Origin of the sequence: Roseateles microcysteis (genome assembly GCF_036880965.1) — a bacterium.
Lineage (GTDB): Bacteria > Pseudomonadota > Gammaproteobacteria > Burkholderiales > Burkholderiaceae_C > JAUASW01.
The window spans coordinates 178,045-203,054 of the sequence record NZ_JBAJMV010000006.1 but is presented as its reverse complement, the minus strand read 5'-3'; the positions used below and the strand labels follow the sequence as shown (position 1 = coordinate 203,054).

At 65.6% G+C, this 25,010-nt stretch carries 24 protein-coding genes; 15 read left to right on the top strand and 9 right to left on the bottom strand.

The window, feature by feature from the left end:
* Positions 1–68 precede the first annotated feature (68 nt).
* Both V3596_RS17695 and V3596_RS17690 read left to right on the top strand, forming a co-directional pair.
* Positions 69–731: a Crp/Fnr family transcriptional regulator gene (locus tag V3596_RS17695; protein WP_334279125.1), complete on the top strand. Its 663-nt coding sequence runs from the start codon at positions 69–71 to the stop codon at positions 729–731.
* The gene (locus tag V3596_RS17690; RefSeq protein ID WP_334279124.1) at positions 728–1,795 is read left to right on the top strand and encodes a WD40/YVTN/BNR-like repeat-containing protein; all 1,068 of its coding nucleotides are present in this window, start codon (positions 728–730) and stop codon (positions 1,793–1,795) included. Before V3596_RS17695 ends, V3596_RS17690 begins: the two co-directional genes overlap by 4 nt.
* A 12-nt stretch (positions 1,796–1,807) precedes the next feature.
* Here the strand turns inward: V3596_RS17690 and V3596_RS17685 are convergent, their stop codons facing one another.
* Both V3596_RS17685 and V3596_RS17680 read right to left on the bottom strand, forming a co-directional pair.
* Positions 1,808–3,538, bottom strand: a complete 1,731-nt coding sequence (locus tag V3596_RS17685; protein WP_334279123.1) for a hypothetical protein — start codon at positions 3,536–3,538, stop codon at positions 1,808–1,810.
* Positions 3,539–3,562: 24 nt separating this feature from the next.
* Positions 3,563–5,284, bottom strand: a complete 1,722-nt coding sequence (locus V3596_RS17680; RefSeq protein ID WP_334279122.1) for a tetratricopeptide repeat protein — start codon at positions 5,282–5,284, stop codon at positions 3,563–3,565.
* A 151-nt stretch (positions 5,285–5,435) separates the two neighbouring features.
* Between V3596_RS17680 and V3596_RS17675 the strand changes: the two genes are divergently transcribed.
* The 4 genes from V3596_RS17675 (at position 5,436) to V3596_RS17660 (ending at position 9,396) form a co-directional block, all read left to right on the top strand.
* A complete protein-coding gene (locus tag V3596_RS17675) occupies positions 5,436–6,707 on the top strand; it encodes an MFS transporter (RefSeq protein ID WP_334279121.1) in 1,272 nt (423 codons plus the stop codon).
* Between the two features lie 79 nt (positions 6,708–6,786).
* Positions 6,787–7,545 (top strand): ABC transporter ATP-binding protein, encoded by a 759-nt coding sequence (locus V3596_RS17670; RefSeq protein ID WP_334279120.1) that lies wholly within the window; start codon positions 6,787–6,789, stop codon positions 7,543–7,545.
* The gene (locus V3596_RS17665; protein WP_334279119.1) at positions 7,542–9,086 is read left to right on the top strand and encodes a hypothetical protein; all 1,545 of its coding nucleotides are present in this window, start codon (positions 7,542–7,544) and stop codon (positions 9,084–9,086) included. The genes V3596_RS17670 and V3596_RS17665 overlap by 4 nt, the downstream gene beginning before the upstream one ends.
* Before the next feature lie 10 nt (positions 9,087–9,096).
* Positions 9,097–9,396 carry a hypothetical protein gene (locus V3596_RS17660; protein WP_334279118.1) on the top strand — a complete coding sequence of 100 codons (300 nt, stop codon included), beginning with the start codon at positions 9,097–9,099 and terminating at the stop codon, positions 9,394–9,396.
* Between the two features lie 536 nt (positions 9,397–9,932).
* Here V3596_RS17660 and V3596_RS17655 read toward each other — a convergent pair.
* Positions 9,933–10,487, bottom strand: coding sequence for a DUF1415 domain-containing protein (locus V3596_RS17655; RefSeq protein WP_395384326.1), 555 nt, complete (start codon positions 10,485–10,487; stop codon positions 9,933–9,935).
* Between the two features lie 140 nt (positions 10,488–10,627).
* A complete protein-coding gene (locus V3596_RS17650; protein ID WP_334279116.1) occupies positions 10,628–11,812 on the bottom strand; it encodes a M20 aminoacylase family protein in 1,185 nt (394 codons plus the stop codon).
* A 195-nt stretch (positions 11,813–12,007) separates the two neighbouring features.
* Here V3596_RS17650 and V3596_RS17645 point away from each other — a divergent pair, with 195 nt between their 5' ends.
* Genes V3596_RS17645 through V3596_RS17635 form a run of 3 tightly spaced genes read left to right on the top strand, consistent with a single transcriptional unit; the run spans position 12,008 to position 15,426 of the window.
* Positions 12,008–14,044, top strand: a complete 2,037-nt coding sequence (locus V3596_RS17645; RefSeq protein ID WP_334279115.1) for a molybdopterin-containing oxidoreductase family protein — start codon at positions 12,008–12,010, stop codon at positions 14,042–14,044.
* Positions 14,041–15,081, top strand: coding sequence for an aminopeptidase (locus V3596_RS17640; RefSeq protein WP_334279114.1), 1,041 nt, complete (start codon positions 14,041–14,043; stop codon positions 15,079–15,081). Before V3596_RS17645 ends, V3596_RS17640 begins: the two co-directional genes overlap by 4 nt.
* Positions 15,082–15,102: 21 nt before the next feature.
* Positions 15,103–15,426 (top strand): polyhydroxyalkanoic acid system family protein, encoded by a 324-nt coding sequence (locus V3596_RS17635; RefSeq protein ID WP_334279113.1) that lies wholly within the window; start codon positions 15,103–15,105, stop codon positions 15,424–15,426.
* 30 nt (positions 15,427–15,456) lie between these two features.
* Here V3596_RS17635 and V3596_RS17630 read toward each other — a convergent pair whose 3' ends face one another.
* Complete coding sequence (locus tag V3596_RS17630; protein ID WP_334279112.1) at positions 15,457–15,708, bottom strand: acyl-CoA-binding protein; 252 nt, start codon at positions 15,706–15,708, stop codon at positions 15,457–15,459.
* 142 nt (positions 15,709–15,850) lie between these two features.
* On the opposite strand from V3596_RS17630, the gene V3596_RS17625 reads away from it, so the two are divergent.
* Complete coding sequence (locus tag V3596_RS17625; RefSeq protein ID WP_334279111.1) at positions 15,851–17,257, top strand: wax ester/triacylglycerol synthase family O-acyltransferase; 1,407 nt, start codon at positions 15,851–15,853, stop codon at positions 17,255–17,257.
* 93 nt (positions 17,258–17,350) lie between these two features.
* Here V3596_RS17625 and V3596_RS17620 read toward each other — a convergent pair whose 3' ends face one another.
* From V3596_RS17620 to V3596_RS17610, 3 genes are all read right to left on the bottom strand, one after another.
* Entirely contained in the window at positions 17,351–17,695 is a 345-nt protein-coding gene (locus V3596_RS17620; protein WP_334279110.1) for a hypothetical protein, read from the bottom strand.
* A 173-nt stretch (positions 17,696–17,868) separates the two neighbouring features.
* Complete coding sequence (locus V3596_RS17615; RefSeq protein WP_334279109.1) at positions 17,869–18,642, bottom strand: tetratricopeptide repeat protein; 774 nt, start codon at positions 18,640–18,642, stop codon at positions 17,869–17,871.
* A 19-nt stretch (positions 18,643–18,661) separates the two neighbouring features.
* Complete coding sequence (locus V3596_RS17610) at positions 18,662–19,318, bottom strand: TetR/AcrR family transcriptional regulator (protein WP_334279108.1); 657 nt, start codon at positions 19,316–19,318, stop codon at positions 18,662–18,664.
* 103 nt (positions 19,319–19,421) lie between these two features.
* On the opposite strand from V3596_RS17610, the gene V3596_RS17605 reads away from it, so the two are divergent.
* Genes V3596_RS17605 through hisD form a run of 5 tightly spaced genes read left to right on the top strand, consistent with a single transcriptional unit; the run spans position 19,422 to position 23,342 of the window.
* Positions 19,422–20,327, top strand: a complete 906-nt coding sequence (locus V3596_RS17605; RefSeq protein WP_334279107.1) for an ABC transporter ATP-binding protein — start codon at positions 19,422–19,424, stop codon at positions 20,325–20,327.
* Positions 20,324–21,094 carry an ABC transporter permease gene (locus V3596_RS17600; RefSeq protein WP_334279106.1) on the top strand — a complete coding sequence of 257 codons (771 nt, stop codon included), beginning with the start codon at positions 20,324–20,326 and terminating at the stop codon, positions 21,092–21,094. The genes V3596_RS17605 and V3596_RS17600 overlap by 4 nt, the downstream gene beginning before the upstream one ends.
* Positions 21,095–21,133: 39 nt before the next feature.
* Positions 21,134–21,391, top strand: a complete 258-nt coding sequence (locus V3596_RS17595) for a BolA family protein (RefSeq protein WP_334279105.1) — start codon at positions 21,134–21,136, stop codon at positions 21,389–21,391.
* A complete protein-coding gene (gene hisG / locus V3596_RS17590) occupies positions 21,388–22,029 on the top strand; it encodes an ATP phosphoribosyltransferase (protein ID WP_334279104.1) in 642 nt (213 codons plus the stop codon). Before V3596_RS17595 ends, hisG begins: the two co-directional genes overlap by 4 nt.
* Complete coding sequence (gene hisD / locus V3596_RS17585) at positions 22,026–23,342, top strand: histidinol dehydrogenase (protein WP_334279103.1); 1,317 nt, start codon at positions 22,026–22,028, stop codon at positions 23,340–23,342. The genes hisG and hisD overlap by 4 nt, the downstream gene beginning before the upstream one ends.
* A 58-nt stretch (positions 23,343–23,400) precedes the next feature.
* On the opposite strand, the gene V3596_RS17580 is transcribed toward hisD, so the two are convergent.
* Entirely contained in the window at positions 23,401–24,957 is a 1,557-nt protein-coding gene (locus V3596_RS17580; protein WP_334279102.1) for a methyl-accepting chemotaxis protein, read from the bottom strand.
* Between the last annotated feature and the right edge of the window lie 53 nt (positions 24,958–25,010).

Sequence of the window (25,010 nt, the reverse complement as noted above, 5' to 3'; positions counted from 1 at the left end):
AGGGTTCGCACGCTGGCTTTGTCACGCGGCTTCTCTACAGTCGGCGCAGGATTTGCTTGACGGAAACCATGAGCACAACCCTGCAGATCGCCTATGTCTTCGGCTTCATCGGCGCGGCGCTGATGGTGACCAGCTACCTGATGAAGAGCATGCTGCCGCTGCGTGTCGTCGCGCTGGTGGCCTGCCTCTGCCTGGTGTTCTACGGCTTCCTGAGCGCTGCGATACCGACGCTGATCCTGTACGCGGCGTTGATACCGATCAACATCAGGAAGACGCTGCAGATCCAGCGCCTGGTGCGTTCGATCAAGAACGCCAGGGAGGACACGCCGGTCTCCGAATGGCTGCTGCCGCACATGAGCCGGCGCACCGCCAAGGCCGGCGAGCAGCTGTGGAGCCAGGGCGACCATGCCGAGGAGATGCTGTACCTGGAGAGCGGCCGCCTGCGGCTCCTCGAGATCGACGAGCCGCTGGAGCCCGGCGCGCTGGTCGGTGAGATCGGCCTGTTCACGGTGGACCACAAGCGCACCCTGAGTCTGCGCTGTGAAACCGACTGCGTGCTCTACAGCCTCTCCAGCGAAGGCATGGCCAAGCTTTACTACCAGAACCCCAAGCTCGGCTTCCATGTGATGCGACTGGTGGTGGCCCGGTTGATGCGCGATGTGGAGCGCAGCAAGGCCAGGGCAGCGGCTGCACCCACAATGGCGCCATCCACCGCCGACGCCAATCAATGAAACGCCAGCTCCTGTTCCCAACCCTCCTGTTCACTTTTGCGGCACTCGCCGGCACCGCGACCACCACAGTCGAATGGACCCGCCAGACGAGCGGCGTCGGCGCGCGGCTGCGCGGCATCAGCGCCGTGAACGAGAGCGTGGCCTGGGCCAGCGGTGCCGAGAACACGATCCTGCGAACCTCGGACGGCGGCGCGAGCTGGCAGAAGCTCAAGGCGCCGGGCGATGCCGCGAGCGACAAGCTGGACTTCCGCGACATCGATGCCATCGATGCCCGCACCGCCTACGCCTTGAGCATCGGCCCCGGCGCAGCCTCGCGGATCTACAAGACCCTCGATGCCGGCGCCACCTGGACGCTGCAGCACACGAACCAGGATCCCAAGGGCTTCCTGGACGCGATGAGCTTCTGGGACGCCGAGCATGGCCTGGTGATCGGAGACTCCGTCGACGGCAAGTTCCAGATCCTAAAGACCGAGAACGGCGGCAAGACCTGGCAGTCGGTGCCGGACTCGGCCTTGCCGCCGGCGCTGCCGGGCGAGGGCGCCTTCTCGGCGAGCGGTTCCAATATTGCTGTAACCGGCAAGAGCGAAGCCTGGATCGTGACCAACTCAGCGACCCGAAGCCGCGTGCTGCACACGGCCGACGGCGGCAAGAGCTGGGCGGTGGTTGACACGCCGCTGGCGGCTGGCCCGTCAGCCGGCATCTTCTCGGTTGCCTTCCGCGACCCACTGCATGGCGTGATCGTCGGTGGCGACTACAAGCTGGAGCGGGCGGCGGTAGACAACGTGGCCATCACCAGCGACGGCGGCAATAGCTGGACTCTGGTCAATCGCCAAGGCCTCTCGGGGTTCCGCTCAGCGGTGAAGTACCTGCCCGGCACTGAGCATTCGCTGATCGCCGTGGGTCCGCAGGGCGCGGACCGCTCGGACGACGATGGCAAGACCTGGCACCCGCTGCCGCTGCCGGCCGGCATGCCAGGCTTTGATGCCCTGAGCTTCGCGCCGGGCCAGCAGAAGGCCTGGGCCAGCGGCGCTGCCGGCGCGCTGGGGCGCCTGCAGTTCAGGTGAGCTGAAAGCCGCTCAATACCGCCAGCTCTTCAAATCCGCACCGGCCGGTGCCGTCATCAGCATGCGCTCCACCGTCCAGGGCAGGACCATCTGCGCATAGCGCAGCCGCGAATAGGCGTTGGGCCGCATGTGGTCGCCGTTCCAGCAATGCTCGGCGCGGTCGCCGTAGTCCACGACCGCGTCAGAGGGCGGATTGGCCTGGCGCAGGAACTTCTCGACGCCGTAGACCGCGTTGTTCAGGTAGTAGTTGTCCATGTCGCCGACATAGATGCGCAGCTTGCCGCGCAGCTTCGGGCCGAGCTTTGCCCAGTCGCGCTTGAGGATGTGGGCGAGGTCGTAGTTCTCTTTCCAGTACGCCACCGTCACCGGGTCGATCTCGCCGGTCAGTCGGTCCCAGACGCGGCGCGGATAGCCGTCCGGACCGACGGGTGAATACACGCTTTCCCACACGTCGAGCTGGTCGCCCGAGCGGCCCTTGGTGCCCAGCGTCAGCTCCCACAGTCCGGTGTCCTCCATCGTGGTGTCCACATGGCCCAGCCAGTTGCGGTGCGCCGGGCGCGGCGTGCGCTTGAACCGGTTGGGCTGGAAGTAGGCGTTCCTGTCCTTGTAGAGGTCCACCGTCATGTAGTGGCTGAAATCGATCGGGTCGGGGCAGGCCGCCCAGGCGCCGTTGTACTCGTCCGGATAGAACATCTGCACCGCCATGGCCTCCCAGCCGCCGGTGCTGCCGCCGAACATGAAGCGCGCCCAGCCCTGGCCGAGGCCGCGGAAGCGTTTCTCGATCTCGGGCAGCAGCTCGTACTGGATGGCGTCGCCATAGGGGCCGTTGTTGGCCGAGTTCACCGCATAGGAGTCGTCGTAGAACGGCGTCGGATGCTGGATCTCGACCATCAGCACGCGCGGGAAGCCCGGGCTTGTCCAGGCCTGGAAGTTCTCCCAGGCGAGCTGCTGCTCGACGCGGTTGTAGCCCTCCAGATTGAAACGCTTGCTGTGGACCGGCAACAAGCCCGGGTCCGGCGGCGTTTCACGCCAGGCGCTTGGGGCGCTGGGAAAGTGACCATGGTTGATGACCAGCGGATAGCGGGCATCTGGATGCTCGTTGAAGCCCCAGGGCAGCGTGACGAAGGCGCCAAGGAAGACGTCGCGGCCCCAGAACTTCGAGAGCCGTTCGCTGCGGATGCTGATGCGCTTGACGTAGGGCGTGTCGACAAAGGGCGCGATCTCGGGGATCTGCTCGGTCAAGGCGATCTGCACCGTGCCGCCGGGCGCGGCGCTGATGTCCAGCAGCTGCGGCTTGGAATACAGGTTGCCAGGCTTGGACTGCCAATGCTGGCCTTCGCCACGGTCGGGCGCGAGCTTGAGCACGCGGCCGTCGCCCATCCGATAGGTCTCGTAGCGGTTCAGGAGCGCCTGCACCCGGTACTTGCCGGCTGGCAGCGTTGCCAGCGAGCGCACCGGGAAGCCCAAGGCCCTGGCATCGAACTTCTGCACCTGGCCGGGCTTCCAGCCGTTCACGTCGATGCCGAAGAAGGGAATGGCATCGCCATCCCAGTTCACCATGTCGCGTGGCTCCCGACCGGGTGCCTGCTCGGCCGGCGCGAGTATCAGCAGCAGGCGGCCATCCTGCGCGCCGCCGCTGTAGCTGGCGGGCAGGGTGACGTTGAAGTCCGGTGCGGCCATGGCCGCAGCGCCGGAGAGCGCCAGCGCGAGGGCCAGCGAACGATGAAGGAGCTGCTTGAGCATGGTGTCTTTCCGGAAGCCTGTACTTCAGCGCGTGGTCTTCAGCGCCGCATCGGCCAGCGCCCAGCTCTTCTGCAATTCGGCCTGCACGCCATCGACCGGCTTGCCTTGCGCCTTCAGCGCCTGCACGAGGCCTTGCAGCGCCCAGCCACTCTTGGGATGCTCGACCAGGTCGGCGCGGAAGCTCTGCTCGGCCTCGGCAAAGCGTTGCAGCTTGAGTTGCATCTGACCCAGCGACAGGCGCGTCCCGGCAGCGAGCATCGGCGGCTCGGTGCCGTCGGCGTCGAAGGCGGCCTTGACGGCCTCGGTCTGCCTGGCGAGGGCCTCGTCCGGCCGCTTGTCGGCCAATGCCAGCTCGGCGCGCAGCTGCGCCCGGGCGGTGCCGGCGATGCTGCGGATCATCTTGGGGATGTAGTCGCTGCCGGTGTGCTTCTTGGTCAGCGCTTCGGCACTGGCGTCGAGCCTGGCGAGCGCTGCCTTGGCTTCATCGCTGCGGCCGCTGCGGGCCAGGGCGATGCCATGCGCCATCTCGCCCAGCACGCTGGCCATGCCACGGCCGCCGGTGGGCATCGGCTCCTTGATCAGCTCGTCCCAGCGTTGCAGGCGCAAGAGCGTCAGCGAAGGCATGCTGCGCAGGTATTCGGCGTATTCATGGTCGCCCTTGGCCAGCTCGGCAGCCTTGCGGGCCGTGCCCAGTGCCAGCTCGCTGCGGCCTTCCATCAGCGCGCCGTACCACTGGAAATGGCCGTTGTGGCCGCGCCAGTCCTTGCTGACGCTGAAGCCCTGCGCCTTCAGGTTCGCCATCATGGTTTCGTCCGCTGCCAGCGCCTGCTGGTTGACGCGGGTGGCATCCGCATAGCGGCCGAGCTGCACATAGGTGTGGGCCGGCATGTGCAGGAGATGCGGAGACTTTGGGGCGAGCGCGCCCAGCCGGTCGGCCGCTGCTTCGGCCCGCGAGGCCACCTGCAAGGCGTCGACCGAATGGATCATGTAATGGTTGAGGCCGGTGTGCTTGGGATGCTTGACGAGCGCGGCCTCCAGCTTGTCGGCCACCTCGCCCATGCGGCCGCCCGGCTTGCCGGTCTGGCGGTCCCACCAGTCGTCGTGCGTGGCGATCATCTCGGCCTCGGCATAGAAGCTCATCAGGTCCGGGTCGTCCGGGAAGCGCGCCGCCAGGTCACGCATGCGTTCCGCGTAGGCGACGTCCAGCGGGTGGGCCTTCTCACCGCCCTGGCCGCCCTTGCTGCCGGTGCCACAGATCTCGGCCTGGATCGGTGCGATGTTCTTCGCTTCGCTGCCGTGGGCATAGCGCAGCGCTAGCGATTCGATCAAGGCGCGGTCGTGCGGCGTGGAGGTGCTGCTGTGCTTGAGCGCGTAGTCCACGTAGTTCAGCGCTTCGCGCAGGTCGCCGCGCTGGCTGTTGTTGATGTTCGGGCCCAGCTGCCAGGCCACGCCCCAGGCGCACATCGCGCATGCCGGGTCCAGCGCCAGCGCGGCCTTGAAGGCGCGCACCGCTTCCGCCTCATTGAAGCCATAGGCCTGGGCCATGCCCTGGGCGAACAGCTCATCTGCCGCAGGCACGCTGCTGCCCGATTTCATCGCGATGGTGCCGAAGCCGTCGAGCCTGGGTGCCTTGGCGTTGCGGTCCAGCATGAAGGACGAACTCGCGCAGGCGCCGAGCGCGACGATGGCCGAGGCCAGCAGGGACAGGCGCAGCGCGCGGCGTGGGGTGCTGAGGTGCTGGTACACGGTGTCTCCTGTTTCTTGTGAGCTTCTTGCCGGCGATTCTCTGTGATTCGGCTGCCTGCAGGTTGGGCCAAACCCGATGTCGGGCGATCTGCAGGGCCAGGACAATCGGCCGCTTCTGAAGCCCGGCTGCCTGCAGCCCAAGGACCCCGACATGACCGACAACAATTCCGGCCGCGCCACCGCCTGGTTGGTGTGCCTGCTGGTGGCCGCCGCGCTCTACGGCAACTACTACGTCTATGACTCGGTCGGCCCGGTGGCCGACTTGCTGCAGCAGCAGCGGGGCTTCAGCGACACGCAGATCGGGATGCTGAACGCGATCTACAACCTGCCCAATATCGTGCTGATCCTGGTGGGCGGCGTGCTGGTGGACCGCTTCGGCGCGGCCCGCATGACGCTCTGGACCGCCGCCCTGTGCCTGGCCGGTGCGCTGCTCACTGCCTTCGGGCCGGACTTCGCGAGCATGGCCGCCGGGCGCCTGCTGTTCGGCATCGGCGCCGAGACCTTCAGCATCGCCACGGTGGTGGCGGTGGCCGACTACTTCGGCAAGCGTGACCTGGCTTTTGCCATCGGCGTGACCTTGTCCGTCGGCCGCCTCGGTTCCTTCTCGGCCGACATGTCGCCGACCTGGTTCGCCAGCTCCTATGCCGCGGGTTGGCAGCCGCCGCTGATGATCGCGGCGGCCTTTGCGGCGAGTTCGTTCGCCGTGGCCCTGGTCTATTGGTGGATCGACCGCGCGCCAGCGCGCGAGCGGGCCGCGCAGGGCATCGTCGCGGCCAAGGCAAACGAGGGCTTTGCCTGGCGCGACATGCTGCATTTCGGCAAGGCCTACTGGTACCTGCTGGGCCTGTGCGTGCTCTGGTACTCGGTGATGATGGCTTTCCGCAGTACCTTCTCGATCAAGTATTTCCAGCATGCCCATGGCCTGGACCTGGCCACCGCGGGCGAGATGAACAGCTATGTCTTCCTGGCCGCGGTGTTTGCCACGCCGGCCTTTGGCTGGCTGTGCGACCGCGTGGGCCGCTACGCACCCTTCCTGGCCTTCGGCGCGCTGCTGCTGCCGATAGCGATGGCCGTGATGGCGCTGACGCAGTGGAGCCTGTGGTGGTCCACCCTCCTGATCGGCGTCAGCTTCTCGTTGGTGCCGGCCGTGATGTGGCCGCTGTGCAGCAAGCTGGTCAGGCCCAACCGTTTCGGCACGGCCATCGGCCTGATGTGGGTGGTGCAGAACGCCGGCATTGGCGGCGCCAATATGCTGGCCGGCTGGCTGAACAGTCGCGCTGGCGCCAGCGCACAGAATCCGGCGGGCTATGACTCCATGATGCTGTTCTTCGGCATCTGCAGCGTGCTGGGCGTTGTCTGCGCACTGCTGCTGTGGCTGACGGCAGGGCGCCGCGATCAGGAAGCCGCCACGCACAAGGCCTGAGGAGGCTCTTCAAGCGGCGGGCCGCGTACTCGCCGATATAGTGCCGCGCAGCTTGATGATCCCTTCGGAAGCACATCAGATGAACACAACCAGCACCGCCGCCCTCGAAATCACCGGCCTTGTGAAGTTCTTCGGCGGCAAGCCCGCAGTCGACAGCCTAGACCTGAGCATCCCGCGCGGTGAGTTCCACGCCTTGCTGGGCCCGAACGGCGCTGGCAAGACCACCACGCTGCGCATGGTGGCCGGCCTTTTGAAGCCCGATGGCGGCACGGCCCGCATCCTCGGCCATGACGTCACGCAAGACCCGGTGGCGGCCAAGCGCGTGCTGGCCTTTCTGCCGGACGATCCGCTGCTCTACGGCAAGCTGCGACCGCTCGAATACCTGGAGTTCGTTGGCGGCTTGTGGGGTGTAGCCCCTGCAATCGGCGCGCCGCGTGCCGAAGAGCTCTTGCGCTGGCTCGACCTCTGGAACCACACCGGTGAGCTGGTCGAGGGCTTCTCGCGCGGCATGCGACAGAAGCTGGCGCTGGCCGGCGCCTTGATCCATGACCCGCAGTTGCTGATCCTCGATGAGCCGCTGACAGGGCTGGATGCCGGCGCAGCGCGGCAAGTGAAAGACCTGCTGCTGGAGCGCGTGGCCCAGGGCAAGACGGTCGTGCTCACCACCCACATCCTCGAGATCGCCGAGCGCCTGGCGCAGCGCATCAGCATCATCCAGCGCGGCCGCATCATTGCGCAGGGCACGCTCGATGAGTTGCGTGCGCATGCAGCGGCCACCGGCGGGCCTGGAGCATCGCTGGAAGAAGTGTTCCTGCAATTGACGGCGCGTGCGGCATGACGGTCCGGGCTTTGCTGGCCGGGCGTCCGGGCTCGACCTGGTGGCTGATCCGGCACGAGCTGCGCCTGGCCTGGCGCGGCGTGGGCGGCAAGGGCATCAAGCTGCTGCTCGTGCTGCTGCTGATACTCGGTGTGGCCCTGCATGCGGGCGTCTACGGCCTGCTCGCGAAATTGCCCGAGGGCGACATGCCGCCCTGGGCGCTGTTTGCCTTGGGCGGCGCTGCCTATGTGGTCATCAGCCTGATGCTCTCGCAGGCCATCCTGCAATCGGTGTCGGCCTTGTTCGACCGCGGTGATCTGGACCTGCTGCTGGCCTCGCCACTGCCCACGCGCAGCGTCTTCATGGCGCGCGGCCTGGGCATTGCGATCAGCGTGGTGGGGCTCTACCTCTTCATGCTCGCGCCGCTGGCCCATGTCGGCCTGTTCACCGGGCATGCGAACCTGCTGGCGATCTATCCGACGCTGCTCTCGCTGGCCCTGGGCGTGACGGCGCTGGGCATCTGGCTGACCCTCCTGTTGGTGCGCTGGCTTGGCGCCCGGCGTGCGCGCACAGTGGCCCAGGTGCTGGGCAGCCTGGTTGGTGCCGCGCTGTTCCTGGCTTCGCAGGCGCAGAACATGCTGGGTGAGGCGCAGCGCAAGCAGTTGACCGTTTTGGTGATGCGTTGGCTGGCGCCCGGCGGGCCTTTGTCGGAAGACAGCCCGCTGTGGCTGCCGGCCCGTGCGCTGCGTGGTGAACTGCTGCCCTTGCTGGCGATCATGGCCCTGGGTGTGGGCGCTTTCTGGGCCGTGATCGGCCTGGCGCACCAACACTTTCTGGCGGGCACGCAGGAGTCGGTCAGCGGCAGCGTCAAACGGGGCGTGGCGGCGCCCAGCGCCGGCAGCGTGCGCTTTCGCGCCGGCCTCGCGCGCAATGTGCTGGTCAAGGAATGGCGCCTGATCCTGCGCGACCCGCAACTGATCACGCAGACGCTGCTGCAACTGCTCTACCTGACGCCGATGCTCTTCATCGCCCTGCGTGGCGATGGCCGTGCGGCGGTGATGCTGATGCCGGCCGTCGTCTGGCTGGCCACGTCCCTGGCGGGCAGCCTGGCCTGGATCACCGTGGCGGCCGAGGATGCGCCGGAGCTGCTGGGCGGCGCACCGGCGTCGCTGGCGCGGCTGCGCTGGCTCAAGCTCCTGGCGGCGCTGCTGCCGGTCTGGGTTCTGGTGTCGCCCTTGGTGGTCGTCCTGCCAGGGCACGATTGGAAGCAGGGGCTGATCTTCATCGTCTGCCTGGTCGGCGGCACGCTGTCGGTCGGCATGGGCCTGATCTGGTATCCGCGCCAGGGGAAGCGTGCCGACATGAAGACGCGCATGAAGGGCCATGGCGTGGTGGGCATGCTGGAAGCCTTGCTGACCTTTGGTTGGGCGGGCCTGGCCTATTGCCTGGGCTCGCCGCCGGCCTTCAACTATTGGCCGCTGGCCCTGCTAGCTGTGCTTCTTGGCATGGGCGTGACCTGGTTGCTTGGCCGCTCGCGGCGCGAGGACGGCTCGCTTGTCTGAGGCGATGGCCATGCAATATCTGATCTTCGAGCTCAGCGATGGTGACGACGGCGTCGCCACGCTGGAGGCCATGGCCTCGACGCGGGCCGACAGCCACGCGGCCGTGATGGTCGAGGTTCAAGGTGTGCTGGATTGGGCCTGGCGGGAGTTCCCGGGGCAGCATGGCCCCATCGAAGACGGCATGGCCTGGGACCACGAGCTGCTGGTGCAAGAGGAGGCTGGAGATTGGCGCACGGTCACCCTGACCTTGACAGGTGCCCCGCATTTCGTCGACGCGTTTCTGGCGGAGTTTGGCGGCGAGGAAGACTGAAGCACACCGGCAGCCTGTTTGCGGCGCCACCGTGTTCCACACGGAAGAGGGCTTCAACGGCAAATGAGGGGCAGTTGCCGGCTGGACTGAAGGTCTACGACATGTAGCCCCTCTTTTCTGCTGAATCGCCGAATTCCTGGGATGTCCCTTGACGGCACATTGCTGCCATTCGTTTTCTTGTTCCTCTGTTGGTCGAAGATCAGGCCGCCAGCGGGTTCCCCTGCGCTCGTGTCCCCCGGCCCTGGCTGCGCCAGGGCCTCCTCCTTTACCTCGCTTCGGGAAACCCACTGCCGACCTGATCCGCACCACTGTGGCCTTCGCCTGGTGGCATGCGCAGGTTCGGCCGAGGGCGTCGGGTGAGGGTTTGGGCGAGGTAAAGGAGGAGGATCGGGCGAAGCCCGGTCCGGGGGACAGGAGCACAAGCCCTCACCCGATGGCCTCGGCAGCGCGAAAGAAGGAAACAGCGTGTGGCTGCTATGTGCCGTCAAGAGACGCTTCCGCACATCGGAGATGAACCTCGATGTGGCTGTTGATTTTCAGGCCCGCAGCCCCAACGCCATCCATCCTGCAAGCCCCAGCTTCTCCAGCGTCGCCACATTCGCCTCGAAGATCGAGTCGGTGTCGGCCATCGTCTCGGTGGCGCGCTCGATGCTCGACTCGCGCAGCAGATGCAGGATGGGGTAGGGCGAGCGGTTCGTGTAGTTGGTGATGTCGTCGGGCTCGGTGCCGTCGAACTGGAACTGTGGATGGAAGCTCGCGATCTGCAACTGGCCATCGAGCTCCAGGTCTTCAACCAATGCATCGGCCGCGCCGATGAAGTCGTTGAAGTCCAGGAAGTCCTGCAAGACCTTGGGATGGATCAAGAGCGTGGTCTCGATCTCGTCCGGGTCGGCACGGTTCAAGGCCAGCAGCTCATGCGCCAGTTCCTGCAGCAGCGCCTCGGGCGTGTCTGAATCGCTGACCAGATACTTGATCCGCTTGTTGACATGCACGCTCTTGGCAAACGGGCAGAGGTTCAGACCGATCACGGCCTTTTCGAGCCAGGCGATGGTGTCGGCCTGGACTTGGGTTTTGTCGATGGTCATGGGCATGCCACGCAAGTTGAGGTTTTCGGGTCGAGCGCTGGGCCGCTCCCAAGCCGGCCCGGTTCGGCGATGTGCTTGACGGTCGAACCGTCAAGCATCGCCGTCCCCCTGGGGGACCGGCCAAGGTACTCCTTGGACGAGGGGCGTCATTTCAACCAGGCTTCGGCGAGGCGGACCCACATGGAGCCGCCCAGCGGAATCAGGTCGTCATTGAAGTCGTAACTCGGGTTGTGCAGGGTGCAGGGGCCGAGGCCATGGCCGCCGTGACGGTGGGTGCCGTCACCATTGCCGATCAGGAAGTAGCAGCCGGGCTTTTCGAGCAGGAAGTAGCTGAAGTCTTCCGCACCCATGGTGGGCTCGAACTCCTGCACCTGCTCGGCCCCGACCATCTCGCTCAGGACGCGGCGGACAAACTCGGTTTCGGCCGGGTGGTTGATCGTGGGCGGATAGTTGCGCTTGAACGCGAATTCCACCGTGCATTCGAACGCGGCAGCGGTGGCTTCACTCATTGTCTTCATGCGCTGCTCGATCATGTCCAGCAGCTCCAGCGTGAAGGTGCGCACCGTGCCTTGCAGCTCGCAGCTGTCCGGCACCACATTGGTCGCCTCGCCGGCATGGATCATGGTCACCGAGATCACGCCCGCGTCCAGCGGCTTCTTGTTGCGGCTGATGATGGTCTGGAAGCCTTGCACCAATTGGCAGGCCACGGGCACCGGGTCGATGCCCAGGTGAGGCATCGCGCCGTGCGCCCCCTTGCCGCGCAGGGTGATCTTGAATTCGTTGCTGGAGGCAAACACGGGGCCGCTCTTCAGGGCGAAGGCGCCGGCCGGCATGCCGGGCCAGTTGTGGGCGCCGAACATGGCTTCCATCGGGAATAGCTTGAACAGGCCGTCCTTGATCATCTCGCGCGCGCCACCGCCGCCTTCTTCGGCGGGCTGGAACACGAGGTAGACCGTACCGTCGAAATTGCGATTCGTGGCCAGGTGCTTGGCGGCCGAGAGCAGCATGGCCGTGTGGCCGTCATGGCCGCAGGCGTGCATCTTTCCGGGGAAGGTGCTGGCATGCGGGAACTTGTTGTGCTCGGTCATCGGCAGGGCGTCGATGTCGGCCCGCAGGCCGACGGCGCGATCCGACGTGCCGTTCTTGATGATGCCCACGACGCCGGTGGTGCCGAGGCCCCGGTGCACCGGAATGCCCCAGCCTTCCAGCGTCCTGGCGATCAGCTCGGAGGTGCGCTCCTCCTTGAAGCACAGCTCGGGGTGGGCATGGATGTCGCGGCGCAGCGCCTGGATTTCGGGCGCGGTCGCAACGATGGAATCGATCAGCTTCATTTCGTCCTGCGGGATAGCCGAGGGGAGCGGGCAAGTTTAGTTCCGACTCACATCCCTGCGGGATATGAGTCTCCTCTGAAGCGAGGGCGCTTTAGTTCCGACTCACATCCCGAGGGGCGATGAGTCTTCTCTGAAGTGCAAGCACTTATTCCCTGTGCCATTGGTGACTTCCTTCGGTATGCAATAGTTCGTCCCATGCAAGCCGAGAGCCCCGCCATCCGTATCGTCAAGGGCGCCTGCCCGCATGACTGCCCCGACACCTGCGCGCTGAAAATCACCGTCGAGAACGGCCGGGCCATCAAGGTCCAGGGCGCCGCCGACCATGCCAGCACCCATGGGGCGCTTTGCACCAAGGTGTCGCGCTACCCGGAGCGCACCTACCACCCGGAGCGGCTCCTGCGCCCGATGAGGCGAGTCAGCCGCAAGGACGAGGCGCCGCGCTTCGAGCCGGTGAGCTGGGACGAGGCGATGAGCGACATCGCCGCACGGCTCAAGCCCATCGCCGCCCGCGACCCCGAAGCCATCCTGCCCTACAGCTATGCCGGCACCATGGGCATGGTCCAGGGCGAGGGCATGGCAGCCCGCTTCTTCAACAAGCTGGGCGCCTCGCGCCTGGACCGCACCATCTGTGCCTCGGCCGGTGGCGCCGCGATGAACGCCACTTACGGCCACCGCCTGGGCATGCACCTGCGCTTCTATGCGGAGTCCAGGCTCATCCTGATCTGGGGCAGCAACTCGATCGCCTCCAATCTGCATTTCTGGACCTACGCCAACCAGGCCAAGCGCAACGGCGCAAAGCTCATCTGCATCGACCCTCGCAAGACGGAGACGGCGGACAAATGCCATCAACACATCGCCCTCCTGCCCGGCAGCGACGGTGCGCTGGCCCTCGGCCTGATGCATGAGCTGATCAGGAACGGCTGGCTGGACCAGGACTACATAGACAACTACGTCGACGGCTGGGACGAGCTGCGCGAGCGTGCCCTGCAATGGCCACCGGAGCGGGTGGCGGAGGTCTGTGGCATCAGCCCGGAAGAAGTGCGCGGTCTGGCCCGCGACTACGGGACGACCAGCCCCGCGGCCATCCGCCTGAACTACGGCATGCAGCGCGTGCGCGGTGGCGGCAATGCGGTGCGGCTGATCGCCCTCCTGCCTTGTCTGACCGGCGCCTGGCATCACCGGGCCGGCGGCATGCTGCTCACGGCCTCGGGCTGGGTGGCGCCGTTCAAGAATGTCGATGGCCTGGAGAAGCCCGAGCTGCTGGCCGGCCGCACGCCGCGCACGATCAATATGTCGACCATTGGCGACGACCTGCTGCGCGAGAGCTCGGCCGAGTTCGGCCCCAAGATCGAGGCCGTGATCGTCTACAACAGCAACCCCGTGGCGGTGGCGCCCGAGTCGCCCAAGGTGGTGAAAGGCTTCCAGCGAGAGGACCTTTTCACCGTGGTGTTGGAGCATTTCATGACCGACACGGCCGACCTGGCCGATTACGTTTTGCCGGCCACCACGCAACTGGAGCATCTGGACGTGCATGCCAGCTATGGCCACACCTCGGTGCTGATCAATGAGGTGGCGATCGAGCCGGTCGGTGAGGCCAGGCCGAACACCGAGTTCTTCCGGCTGTTGGCCGCCCGGATGGGGTTCGACGACGCCTGTTTTGCCGAGACCGACGAGCAGCTCGCTCGCCAGGCGTTCACTTCCGAGATCGATTTCGAGGCCTTGCGCGAGCAGGGATGGCAAGACCTGCCCCTGGCTGATGCGCCCTTTGCCAACGGCGGTTTCCGCACGCCCAGCGGCAAGGCACTGGCTGGCGGAGCGGACTTCGTGCCCAACTACGAAAGCCGCGCCTCGACACCCGAGTTGGCCGCACGCTATCCGCTGGCCATGATCTCGCCCCCGGCGCGCAACTTTCTGAACTCGAGCTTCGTCAATGTGAAGAGCCTGCGGGATATCGAGGGTGAGCCCATCCTTGAGATCCACGCGTCGGACGCGGCCTCGCGTGGCATTGCGGACGGCAGCATGGTGCGAGCCTTCAATGACCGCGGCAGCTATCTCTGCAAGGCCAGCATCAGCTCGCGGGCGCGGCCTGGCGTGGTCAATGGATTGGGCGTCTGGTGGCGCAAGCTAGGTGCTGCGGGCAGCAATGTGAACGAAGTGACGCACCAGCGCCTGACCGACCTGGGCCGGGCGCCGAGCTTCTACGACTGCCTGGTCGAGGTGGCGCCGGCGTGAGGTTCTGGCTGCTGCTTTTCAGCCTGCCGCTGCTCGGCGGCTGTGGCCAGCTCGGCTATCTGAGCCAGTCCCTGGGCGGCCACCTGCGCCTGGTGGGTGCGGCCAAGCCGGTGGAAGAGGTGCTGCGGCAGCAAGACCTGACCCCGACGCTGCGCGAGCGCTTGCTGCTCAGCCAGCGCATGCGCGACTTCGCGGTTGCCGAGCTGAAGCTGCCCGACAATAACAGCTACCGTCGCTATGCCGACCTGCATCGGCGCGCGGCCGTCTGGAACGTGGTGGCCACGCCGGCCTTGTCGCTCGAGCTCAAGACCTGGTGCTTCCCCGTCATGGGTTGCGTCGGCTACCGCGGCTATTTCAACGAGGCCGATGCCAAGGCCTTGAGCGAGGAGCTGAAGGCCGAAGGCATGGAGGTGATGGTCTATGGCGTGCCGGCCTATTCGACGCTGGGCTGGAGCCGCATGCTGGGCGGCGACCCGCTCCTGAACACCTTCATCGGCTATCCGGAAGGCGAGCTGGCGCGCATGATCTTCCATGAGCTGTCGCACCAGGTGGCCTATTCGAACGACGACACCGGCTTCAACGAAGCCTATGCAACGGCCGTCGAGCGCCTGGGCGGCGCGCAATGGCTGCGCAAGCATGCCAGTGCCGAGGAGCAGCAGCGCGATGCCTTGACGCAGGTCCAGCGCGGCCAGTTCCGCGCCTTGACCCAGCGCTATCGCGAGCAGCTGCAGGCGCTTTATGCGGGAGCCGCCGCCAACAAGGCCGAACGCAAGTCGGCCCTCTTTGGCGCCTTGCGTGCGGACTACCAGCGGATGAAGCTCGAACAATGGGCTGGCGACGCCCGCTATGACCGCTGGTTCGCCGAGGCCAACAACGCGAGCTTTGCCTTGATGTCGGCCTATGACGAACTGGTGCCGGCCTTCGAGGCCCTGTTCCATCGCCTGGGCGACGATTGGCCGCGCTTCCACGCCGAGGTCAAGCGCCTCGCGGCCCTGCCCAGGCCCGAGCGCCGGGCGGCGCTGGCGGCCCCACAATAGCCCCGGACAAGGAGACAAGACATGGCCGACATCCACATTCACCGTGACCACAGCCTGGGCCTGGCCAAGGCTCGCGAAATCGCCTGGGCCTGGGCCGAGCAGGTCGAGGAGAAATTCGACATGGAATGCACGGTGCTGGAAGGCGAGACCAGCGACACCGTCGAATTCACGCGCTCCGGCGTCAAGGGCGAGTTGATCGTCGCGCCCGACCACTTCGAGCTGACGGCCAAGCTGGGCTTTCTGCTCGGCGCCTTCAAGTCGACCATCGAAGGCGAGGTCCAGAAGGAGCTGGACAAGCTGCTGGCCAGCGCGGGCAAGTCGAGCCCAAAAAAGAAACCCGCCTGAGGCGGGTTCCTGTGTCGGCCTGCGGCCGGCTTATTTGAGTTCTTCGATCAGGTCGATGTACTGCTGCATCGCCTCATCCTTGCTGGTGCCCTTGAGGCCGTCCCAGGCATCGAACTTGGCGCGGCCCACCATGTCGGTGAAGCCGGGGCGCTTGCCTTCGCAATCGCCTTCGCTGGCCTGCTTGAAGAGCGCATAGATCTTCAGCAAGGTCATGTTGTCGGGGCGCTCGGGCAGTTGCTTGGATGCTGCAACAGCGGCGTCGAATTGGTCTTTGAGGCTCATCTCGTCTCCTGCAATACGTGGACTGGTGACAATCGGGATGGACGGCAGCGATGTTAACCAGCATCGTCTGGTGAAGCGACTCTAGAACCGCAGATCAAGCACCAAAGATCAGGAGACAGTCTTGGCCCCAGCGATTGAACGGATGTCAAAGGTCGACACGGCCTGGCTGCGCATGGACACCGAGTCCAACCTGATGATGATCGTCGGGGTCTGGACCATCCGCCCGGCCATCAGCCTCGAAGCGCTGCGCGACAGAGTCGAGCAAAGGCTCTTGCAGTACGGGCGCTTTCGCCAGAAGGTGGTCGAAGACACGCTGGGTGCGCAATGGGTCGAAGACGACGACTTCGATATCTCTCGTCATGTGGTCGAAGAGGTGCTCCTGCCCCTGCGGGGCCAGAGCCGCAAGGACGCGCTGCGCGAGCGCGTCGGCGAGCTGGCCGCGCGGCCTCTGGACCCGCGCTACCCGCTCTGGCAATTCCAGCTGATCAACGATGAGGAAAGCGGCGACAGCATGCTGATCGCCCGCATCCACCACTGCATTGCCGACGGCATCGCCCTGATCTCGGTGATGCTGACCATCACCGACGGCGGCAAGGCGCCACCCAAGCGCCAGCAGCAGCCGCGAGACGACCAGGACTGGCTGACCGACACGCTCCTGAAGCCGCTCTCCGACATGACGGTCAAGGCCATAGGCCTGGCCGGCGCGGGTGCCGGCAAGTCGATAGAGAAGGTGATCAACCCGCCGCATCCGCTGGACAGCTCGGTCGAGATGGCGCGCATGGGCTACCAGGCGATCAGCGACGTGGCGGCGTTTGCCTTGATGCCAGACGATTCGCCCACGCGGCTCAAGGGCAAGCCCGGCACGAGCAAGCGCGTGGCCTGGGACGAAGGCCTGCCGCTGGAGCAGGTGAAGGTCGTCGGCAAGGCGCTCAACGCCTCGATCAACGATGTGCTTTTGAGCTGCGTGGCCGGCGCCATTGGTGCCTATCTGCGCGACAAGGGCGACGATCCGGACGGCCAGGAAATCCGCGCCATGGTGCCGGTCAATCTGCGGCCGATGGAGAAGGCCTATCAGCTCGGCAACCGCTTCGGCCTGGTGCCACTGGTGCTGCCCATCGGCATTGCCAATCCGGTCGAGCGGCTCTATGCGGTGCGCACGCGCATGCAGGAGTTGAAGGGCAGCTTCCAGCCCATCATGGCCTTCGGGCTCCTGTCGGTAGCGGGCCTGCTGATCAAGCCGGTGCAGCACGCGATGCTGAACATCTTCGCCAAGAAGGCCACGGCGGTGATGACCAATGTGCCCGGCCCGGCGCAGGCACTGAAGTTCTGCGGCTCGACCGTGGAGCGGGTGATGTTCTGGGTGCCGCAGTCGGGCGACATCGGCATGGGCGTCAGCATCCTGACCTATGCCGGCCGCGTGCAGTTCGGCCTGATCACCGACAGCACCTTGTGCCCGGACCCTGAAGCCATCATCGACAAGTTCGCGCCCGAGTTCGAGAAGCTACTGTGGCTGTCGCTGATGCTGCCCTGGGGCGACGAGGCGGCCTGAGCCCGCTCAGCTCGCTCGGCTCGCTCGGCTCGATCAGGCAGACGCAAAAAAGCCGACCCTCGGGTCGGCTCTTTGCTTGCGAAGCAGCAAAGCTTACTTGGCAGGCTTGGCGTCGGCCTTCTTGACGGTCGGGCGGCCAGCGGCGGTCGGATAGGCACCCATCACGCGGACCGGGTCGGCCTTGTCCAGGTAAGCCGCGTATTGCTGCTCGGTGCAGGCCAGCATCTTGCCGGGCTGGGCTTCACCCTTGTACTTGCCGTTCGAGTAGACGAACTGGTATTCATTCGAGGCAGCGGGCGTGCCCTTGTTGTAGGCGGCGCTGTACTGGGCGGCGCATTCACCCTTCAGGGCGGCGATTTCGGCGCTGGGGGCGGTACCGGCTTGGGCCAGGGACACGGCGCCCACGGCGGCCAGGGCGATGAACAGATTGCGCTTCATGGTGAAACCTTTCGCTTGATCGAATCAAATCGGGTGTGACTGCGGACGCTGGGTCGCATGCTTTTTCCTGCAGCATGCTGACCTTGTGGAAAAGAAGCTTAAGCCCGTTTGGGGCGTATTTCCAACCGTGACTGAGGGGGGCAATGACCCGAGTTCGCCCCTCAAAGTGTGACTTATTCCTCGAGTTCTTCCCGGGCCAGCTCCACGTCGAGGCATTCCATTGCGTCCATCGGCTCGCAGGCGGCGGCGTCGGTGTAAAGCGCCTCGGCCTGCTTCATCCGCTTGTCGCCCTCCAGCATCACCAGGCCGTTCGCCTGCTCGATCATCGCGATCGCGCTGCTCGGGTTGAGCTTGCGGGCCTGCTCGAACATCTTGAGGCCGGTGGCGGTGTCGGCACCCTGCGTCTTGCCGAGCAGCTTGCCGACCTTGTCGATCACTTCCGCATGGAAGGCGCCCAGTGCGATATGCGCATCGGCATGCTTGGGCGCCAGCGCGATGGTCTTTTCCAGCGAGCCCTTGACCTTGCCCCCGAGGCCTTGCGCCAGCGCCTTGGCCACGCTGATGCCCTGGCCGTAGCGGCCGATGGCATAGGCCTGCCAGTAGTAGGCATTGGCGTTCTTCGGTTCCTCGGCCTGCTGGGCCTCGGCGCGCTCGGCCACTTCCAGGAACATCTCGAGCTTCACTTTCTCCTTCTTCTCGAGATAGTTGGCATAGATGGCCTGGGCCTTGTTGGCCACGGTGATGCCGGCGCCGCCGGCCGCAAGGCCCGCTTCATAGGCCGCCTGGAACTCACCCGCATGGAAATGGATCCAGGCCTGGACCACGTCGGCGTCTTTGGGGAAGGGCTCGGCGTCGCCGGCATGCAGGCGGGCCCAGTTCTTCTTCAGCGAGGCAGCGTCGTACTGAAACGCATCGTTGTCATAGGGAAAAGCGGTCCACTTGGCCATGCTCAGCACTCCTTGCTCGTCACGATTGTTTATACGATTCAGCCAGCGAAAACAGATGCTCGCGTGATGCGCCTTCCAGATAGGGCAGCAACAGGCTCAGCACATGGAAAGCTCCGCGCATCAAGGCTGCCCCGGCCCTTTCGGGCTCCAGAGCATGGCGCGGATCCCGAACATACTCGAAGCTGAGCCAGTAGCTCAACAGGACGACCATGGATGAAGCGACAGGCGCAGCCTCGCGCGGGTCCATCTTCAAGGCGCCGCCCTGCTGCAGGCCGGCCAGGATCTGGCGCATCGCCAGGGCCTTGTTTTCCAGCACGGTCTGGAAATGTGTTTCCAGCCGGCGGTTCTTGCTCAGGAGGTCGTTCAGGTCGCGATAGAGAAAGCGCTGCTTCCAGATCAGCTCGAACAGCATGTGGAAGAACAACCAGGCGTCCTCGACATTGCGCACACCGTCGGCCGCGGCCAGCAGCTCGGCGAGCTGCTGCTCGTAGCGGCCGAACAGCGAGTTGATCAGCTCGTCCTTGGCCGGGTAGTGGTAGTAGAGATTGCCCGGGCTGATGCCCAGCTCGGCCGAGATCAGGGTCGTCGAGACATTGGGTTCACCGAAGCGGTTGAACAGGTCCAGCGTGACTTCGAGGATGCGCTCCGCAGTGCGGCGCGGCTTTTTTGTGGCCATGGTCAAAGACTCGCAAAGACTCCTGGCGGGCATTCTGGCACCGGGAAGGCAAGGAATGGCCCCATCCAGCGCAATTGGAGCCAGCTTCCTACAATCGTCGCCCATGCAGCCTGCCATCTCCTTCCAGAACGTCAGCAAGACCTACAAGGGAGGGCGGGTACCCGCCCTCGACGGTGTCTCCTTCGATATCCAGCCGGGTGAATTCTTCGGCCTGCTCGGCCCCAACGGCGCCGGCAAGACCAGCCTGATCAGCATCCTCGCCGGCCTGTCCAAGGCCAGCGGCGGCGCCATCAAGGTGATGGGTCACGACGTGGTGGACGACTACGCTGCCGCCCGCAAGGCCCTGGGCATCGTGCCGCAGGAGCTGGTATTCGACCCCTTCTTCAGCGTGCGCGAGGCACTCGAAATCCAGAGTGGCTACTTCGGCGTTCGCAACAACGGCGCCTGGATCACCGAGCTGCTTGAGAACCTGGGCCTGGCCGACAAGGCCAAGTCCAATATGCGGCAACTCTCCGGTGGCATGAAGCGCCGGGTGCTGGTGGCGCAAGCCCTGGTGCACCGCCCGCCGGTGATCGTCTTGGACGAGCCCACGGCCGGTGTCGATGTTGAACTTCGTCAAACGCTCTGGCAGTTCATTGCCAGGCTGAACCGGGAAGGCCACACGGTCCTCCTGACCACGCACTACCTGGAAGAAGCCGAGGCCTTGTGCCAGCGCATCGCCATGCTGAAGCTCGGCCGCATCGTGGCTCTGGACACGACCAGCAGCCTGCTGTCGGGCACCGCCTCGACGATGCTGCGCTTCAAGACTGACAAGGCGCTGCCGGCCACGCTGGCTGAGAAGGCCCGCGTGACGGGCCGCATCGCCCAGATCAAGGCTCATGACGCTGCCGAGGTCGAAACCATCCTCGCCAGCTTGCGCGCCGCGCAAGTGCCGGTGGAAGACCTGGAAATCGGCCGCGCCGACCTGGAAGACGTGTTCCTTGAAATCATGAACGGAGCTGCCCAATGAGCGCGATTCAATTGGCCGGCGCCCGCACGCTGTTCTACAAGGAAGTTCTTCGCTTCTGGAAGGTCAGCTTCCAGACCGTGGCTGCCCCTGTGCTGACGGCAGTCTTGTATCTGCTGATCTTCGGCCATGTGCTCGAGAACCATGTGAAGGTCTACGGCACGGTCGGCTACACCAGCTTCCTGATCCCGGGCCTGGTGATGATGAGCGTCCTGCAGAACGCTTTTGCCAACTCCTCCTCCAGCCTGATCCAGAGCAAGATCACCGGCAACCTGGTGTTCCTGCTGGTCACACCGCTTTCGCACTGGGCCTGGTTCCTGGCCTATGTCGGCGCCTCCATCGTGCGCGGACTGGCCGTGGGCACGGGTGTTTTCCTGGTGACCTGCTGGTTTGCCTGGCCGGGCCTGGCCGCACCTCTGTGGATCATTGTTTTCGCCGCACTGGGCGCCGGCATGATGGGCGCGCTCGGCTTGATCGCAGGGCTGTGGGCGGAGAAGTTCGACCAGATGGCGGCCTTCCAGAACTTCATCATCATGCCGATGACGTTCTTGTCTGGCGTGTTCTATTCGGTGCATTCGCTGCCGGCCGTCTGGCAGGCGGTCAGCCATCTGAACCCGTTCTTCTACATGATCGACGGCTTCCGGCATGGCTTCTTCGGCGTCAGCGACGTCTCGCCGTGGCTGAGCCTCTCCATCGTGGCGGCCGGCTTGGTGGTGGTGTCGGGCATTGCGCTGGAGCTGCTGCGCCGGGGCTACAAGATCCGCGGCTGAACCTCGGGAAATCCCGGTCCCCATAGAATGACGGCCATCATGGCCGATCCCACTCCCGTAGAAGTCCAGTCTTTCATCGCCGCAGGCCTGCAATGCGAAACGCTGCAGGTCGAGGGCGATGGACGCCACTTTTTTGCCACCATCGTCTCAAGCGAGTTCGAGGGCCTGAACCGCGTGAAGCGGCATCAGCGCGTCTACCAGGCGCTCGGTGACCGCATGCGCGAGCAGATCCATGCGCTGTCGATGAAGACCTTGACACCGACCGAATACGCAGCCGCACCGCAGGACGCGACATGACGATCACGCTGGCGCTCTCCAAGGGCCGCATCTTCGAAGAGACGCTGCCGCTCTTGCGCGCGGCCGGCATCGAGGTGCTGGAAGATCCCGAAACCTCGCGCAAGCTCATCCTCACCACCAACCAGCCCGAGGTGCGCGTGGTGCTGGTGCGTGCGAGCGACGTGCCGACCTATGTGCAGTACGGGGGCGCCGACCTTGGCGTGGCGGGCCGCGACGTGCTGCTGGAGCATGACGGCGAAGGTCTCTACCAGCCACTGGACCTGAACATCGCCCGCTGCCGCATGAGCGTGGCGGTGCGCGACGACTTCGACTACGCCGCTGCAGTGAAGCAGGGCTCGCGTCTTCGCGTGGCTACCAAGTACACCTCGATTGCCCGCGACCACTTTGCGGACAAGGGCGTGCACGTGGACCTGATCAAGCTCTATGGCTCGATGGAGCTGGCGCCGTTGACAGGCCTCGCTGACGCCATCGTCGACCTGGTTTCGACCGGCAGCACCTTGAAGGCGAACCGCCTGGTCGAGGTCGAACGGATCATGGACATCTCCTCGCGCCTGGTGGTCAACCAGGCCGCCCTGAAGCTCAAGCGCGAGCCCCTGCGCCGCTTGATCGACGCCTTCGCTTCTGCATCCCCGAAATGAATTTGCGCCAGCTCAGCACCACCGCTCCCGACTTCGAGGCCGAGTTCCAGCGTGTGCTGCACTGGTCGGCCGAGACCGATGGCGCCATCGAGAGCCGCGTGGCCGACATCCTGGCTGATGTGAAGGCGCGTGGCGATGCTGCGGTGCTGGAGTACACGGCTCGTTTCGACCGGCTCGATGCCGGGAGCGTCGCTGCCTTGGAGCTCACCCGTGAAGAATTGAAGGCTGCCTTCGAGCAGATCACACCCGCGCAACGCGATGCATTGCAGGCCGCGGCTGCGCGTGTTCGCAGCTATCACGAGCGTCAGCTCGATGCCTGTGGCCGCAGCTGGAGCTATCGCGACGAAGACGGCACGCTGCTGGGCCAGAAGGTGACGCCGCTGGACCGTGTGGGCATCTATGTGCCGGGCGGCAAGGCGGCGTATCCGAGCAGCGTCTTGATGAATGCGATTCCGGCCCATGTGGCGGGTGTGCCCGAGATCATCATGGTCGTGCCCACGCCGGGTGGGGAAAAGAATCCGCTGGTGCTGGCTGCCGCCTATGTGGCCGGCGTCAGCCGCGCTTTCACCGTCGGTGGCGCACAGGCTGTTGCCGCCCTGGCCTACGGCACGGCGACGGTGCCCAAGGTCGACAAGATCACCGGCCCGGGCAATGCCTATGTGGCCAGCGCCAAGAAGCATGTATTCGGCCAGGTGGGCATCGACATGATTGCCGGCCCCAGCGAAATCCTGGTGCTCGCTGACGGCACAACCGACCCGGACTGGGTGGCGATGGACCTGTTCAGCCAGGCCGAGCATGACGAGATGGCGCAGAGCATCTTGCTGAGCCCCGATGCCGACTACATCGCCAAGGTGCGCGCCTCCATCGAGAAACTCTTGCCCGAGATGCCGCGCAAGGATGTGATCAAGGCTTCGCTGGAAGGCCGTGGCGCCCTGATCCTCACACGCTCGATGGAAGAGGCCTGTGAGATCAGCAACCGCATCGCGCCCGAGCATCTGGAAGTGAGCAGCAGTGATCCCCAGCGCTGGGAGCCGCTCTTGCGCCATGCCGGTGCCATCTTCCTCGGTGCCTACACGAGTGAGTCGCTTGGCGACTACTGCGCCGGCCCCAACCACGTGCTGCCCACCTCGGGCACGGCGCGTTTCTCGTCGCCGCTGGGTGTCTACGATTTCCAGAAGCGCTCCAGCCTGATCGAGGTCAGCGAAGCCGGGGCGCAGAAGCTGGGGCCCATTGCGGCCGAGCTGGCCTATGGCGAGGGTTTGCAAGGCCACGCGCGCGCCGCCGAAATGCGCCTGCGCCCCGAGAAGGGCTGAGCCATGCGCTGCCGCTGCTGCCCTGGTCCCTACCAGCCGTACCAGCCGGCCTGAGACTTCAGGCCAGGCGGAAGGCACCCAGCGCCGCATCCACCCGCGCCGCCTGCTGACGCAGGCTTTCGGCGGCGGCGGCAGTCTGCTCCACCAGGGCGGCATTCTGCTGCGTGCCTTCGTCGATCTCGCTGAGCGTCTGGCCCATGCTGCTGACCGCTGTGCTCTGTGCGCGGATCGAAGCATCGGTCTGGCCCATCAGCTCGCTGACCTTCTGCACCTGCTGCACCACCTCGGCGATGGTCGAGCGCGCCTCGGCCACCGAGCGGGCGCCGGCCTCGACCTTGTTGACGCTGTCCAGTATCAGTTGCCTGATCTCGCGTGCCGCGGAGGCGCTGCGCTGGGCCAGGGAGCGCACCTCGGCAGCCACGACCGCAAAGCCACGGCCCTGCTCGCCGGCGCGCGCTGCTTCCACTGCCGCGTTGAGCGCGAGGATATTGGTCTGGAAGGCGATGCCGTCGATCACGCCGATGATGTCGGCGATCTTGCGCGAGCTGCCATTGATCTCGTCCATCGTGGCCACGACCTGGCCGACGGCCTCGCCGCCGCGCACCGCCACCTGCGAAGCGTCGCGGGCCAGATGGTCGGCCTCGCGGGTGTTGTCGGCGCTGAGGCCGACGGTCTCGGCCATCGCGGTCATCGCCTGCGCGGCCTGCTGGAGCCGGGCCGCCTGATGCTCGGTACGGCTGGAAAGATCGCCGTTGCCGGCAGCGATCTCGGCCGAGGCGCCGGCAATCATCGAGCTGCCTTCGCGCACCTCGGAGATCACGCGGCGCAGCTCGATCACCATGCGGTCGAGCTCGTTTTGCAGTTGGCCGATTTCGTCCTTGCTATGCGCGGCACCGTCTTCATGGCTGCGCAAGTCACCTTCGGCGACCGCCCGCGTGGCCAGCATCGCTTCCGATAGCGGCTTGCGCAGGCTGCGCAACAACCACAGGCAGCTGATCACGAGCACGACGGCCAGCAAGACAGCCACAAGTGGCATCACCCACAGGCCGCTGCGCCGCGTGGCATCGAAGCTGGCCATGGCGGATTCCGCAAAAGCATTGCCTGCCTGCACCGTGGCGTCCACGGCCGTGCGGTGCTTCTCGTAAATGGCGTGGGCTGACTTCAAACCCTCGCGCGCCGCCACGGCATCGCCGCGCCTGAGCGGCTCCATCACCTGGCTGCGCGCCGCCTTCAGCAGTGCCTCGGCCTGTTCATGCTGTGCGCCCAGCAACTGCTTCTCGAGTCCGAATGGCGGGTTCTGCTGCCAGTAGGCCACGCGGGCCTGGTACTCGCTGGCCAGCCGATCAATCGTGGCGGCCGCGGCATCGGGGCTCAGCGTGCCCTCGACCGCCGCCGACAAGGTCAGCCTCAGCTCGATCAGGTACATCGGTGGCGGCAGGATGTCGGCCACCACGTCCTTGGCCACAAAGGCCTGCTCGGCATGGGCGCGGAGCTTGGAATAGCTCCACAGCGATTGGGCCAGCAGCGCGGTGGCTGCGGTCAGCGAGACAAGGGCAAGCAGGACGATCCGTGTCCGCAGCGTGGCGCTGCGCGAAGGGGCGGTGTTCTTGGCCATGACGGCTCCCCAGCGTGGGCGGCAGCCGCGTGTCTGGGTGGCGGTCGGCCGGA

Coding starts and splice junctions, on each gene's coding strand:
- V3596_RS17690 (WP_334279124.1), top strand. CDS start 728: ATGAAACGCCAGCTCCTGTTCCCAACCCTCCTGTTCACTTTTGCGGCA.
- V3596_RS17625 (WP_334279111.1), top strand. CDS start 15,851: ATGTCAAAGGTCGACACGGCCTGGCTGCGCATGGACACCGAGTCCAAC.
- V3596_RS17685 (WP_334279123.1), bottom strand. CDS start 3,538: ATGCTCAAGCAGCTCCTTCATCGTTCGCTGGCCCTCGCGCTGGCGCTC.
- V3596_RS17620 (WP_334279110.1), bottom strand. CDS start 17,695: ATGAAGCGCAATCTGTTCATCGCCCTGGCCGCCGTGGGCGCCGTGTCC.
- hisG (WP_334279104.1), top strand. CDS start 21,388: ATGACGATCACGCTGGCGCTCTCCAAGGGCCGCATCTTCGAAGAGACG.
- V3596_RS17665 (WP_334279119.1), top strand. CDS start 7,542: ATGACGGTCCGGGCTTTGCTGGCCGGGCGTCCGGGCTCGACCTGGTGG.
- V3596_RS17610 (WP_334279108.1), bottom strand. CDS start 19,318: ATGGCCACAAAAAAGCCGCGCCGCACTGCGGAGCGCATCCTCGAAGTC.
- V3596_RS17600 (WP_334279106.1), top strand. CDS start 20,324: ATGAGCGCGATTCAATTGGCCGGCGCCCGCACGCTGTTCTACAAGGAA.
- V3596_RS17695 (WP_334279125.1), top strand. CDS start 69: ATGAGCACAACCCTGCAGATCGCCTATGTCTTCGGCTTCATCGGCGCG.
- V3596_RS17650 (WP_334279116.1), bottom strand. CDS start 11,812: ATGAAGCTGATCGATTCCATCGTTGCGACCGCGCCCGAAATCCAGGCG.
- V3596_RS17670 (WP_334279120.1), top strand. CDS start 6,787: ATGAACACAACCAGCACCGCCGCCCTCGAAATCACCGGCCTTGTGAAG.
- V3596_RS17655 (WP_395384326.1), bottom strand. CDS start 10,487: ATGCCCATGACCATCGACAAAACCCAAGTCCAGGCCGACACCATCGCC.
- V3596_RS17605 (WP_334279107.1), top strand. CDS start 19,422: ATGCAGCCTGCCATCTCCTTCCAGAACGTCAGCAAGACCTACAAGGGA.
- V3596_RS17615 (WP_334279109.1), bottom strand. CDS start 18,642: ATGGCCAAGTGGACCGCTTTTCCCTATGACAACGATGCGTTTCAGTAC.
- V3596_RS17630 (WP_334279112.1), bottom strand. CDS start 15,708: ATGAGCCTCAAAGACCAATTCGACGCCGCTGTTGCAGCATCCAAGCAA.
- V3596_RS17580 (WP_334279102.1), bottom strand. CDS start 24,957: ATGGCCAAGAACACCGCCCCTTCGCGCAGCGCCACGCTGCGGACACGG.
- V3596_RS17635 (WP_334279113.1), top strand. CDS start 15,103: ATGGCCGACATCCACATTCACCGTGACCACAGCCTGGGCCTGGCCAAG.
- hisD (WP_334279103.1), top strand. CDS start 22,026: ATGAATTTGCGCCAGCTCAGCACCACCGCTCCCGACTTCGAGGCCGAG.
- V3596_RS17675 (WP_334279121.1), top strand. CDS start 5,436: ATGACCGACAACAATTCCGGCCGCGCCACCGCCTGGTTGGTGTGCCTG.
- V3596_RS17645 (WP_334279115.1), top strand. CDS start 12,008: ATGCAAGCCGAGAGCCCCGCCATCCGTATCGTCAAGGGCGCCTGCCCG.
- V3596_RS17595 (WP_334279105.1), top strand. CDS start 21,134: ATGGCCGATCCCACTCCCGTAGAAGTCCAGTCTTTCATCGCCGCAGGC.
- V3596_RS17660 (WP_334279118.1), top strand. CDS start 9,097: ATGCAATATCTGATCTTCGAGCTCAGCGATGGTGACGACGGCGTCGCC.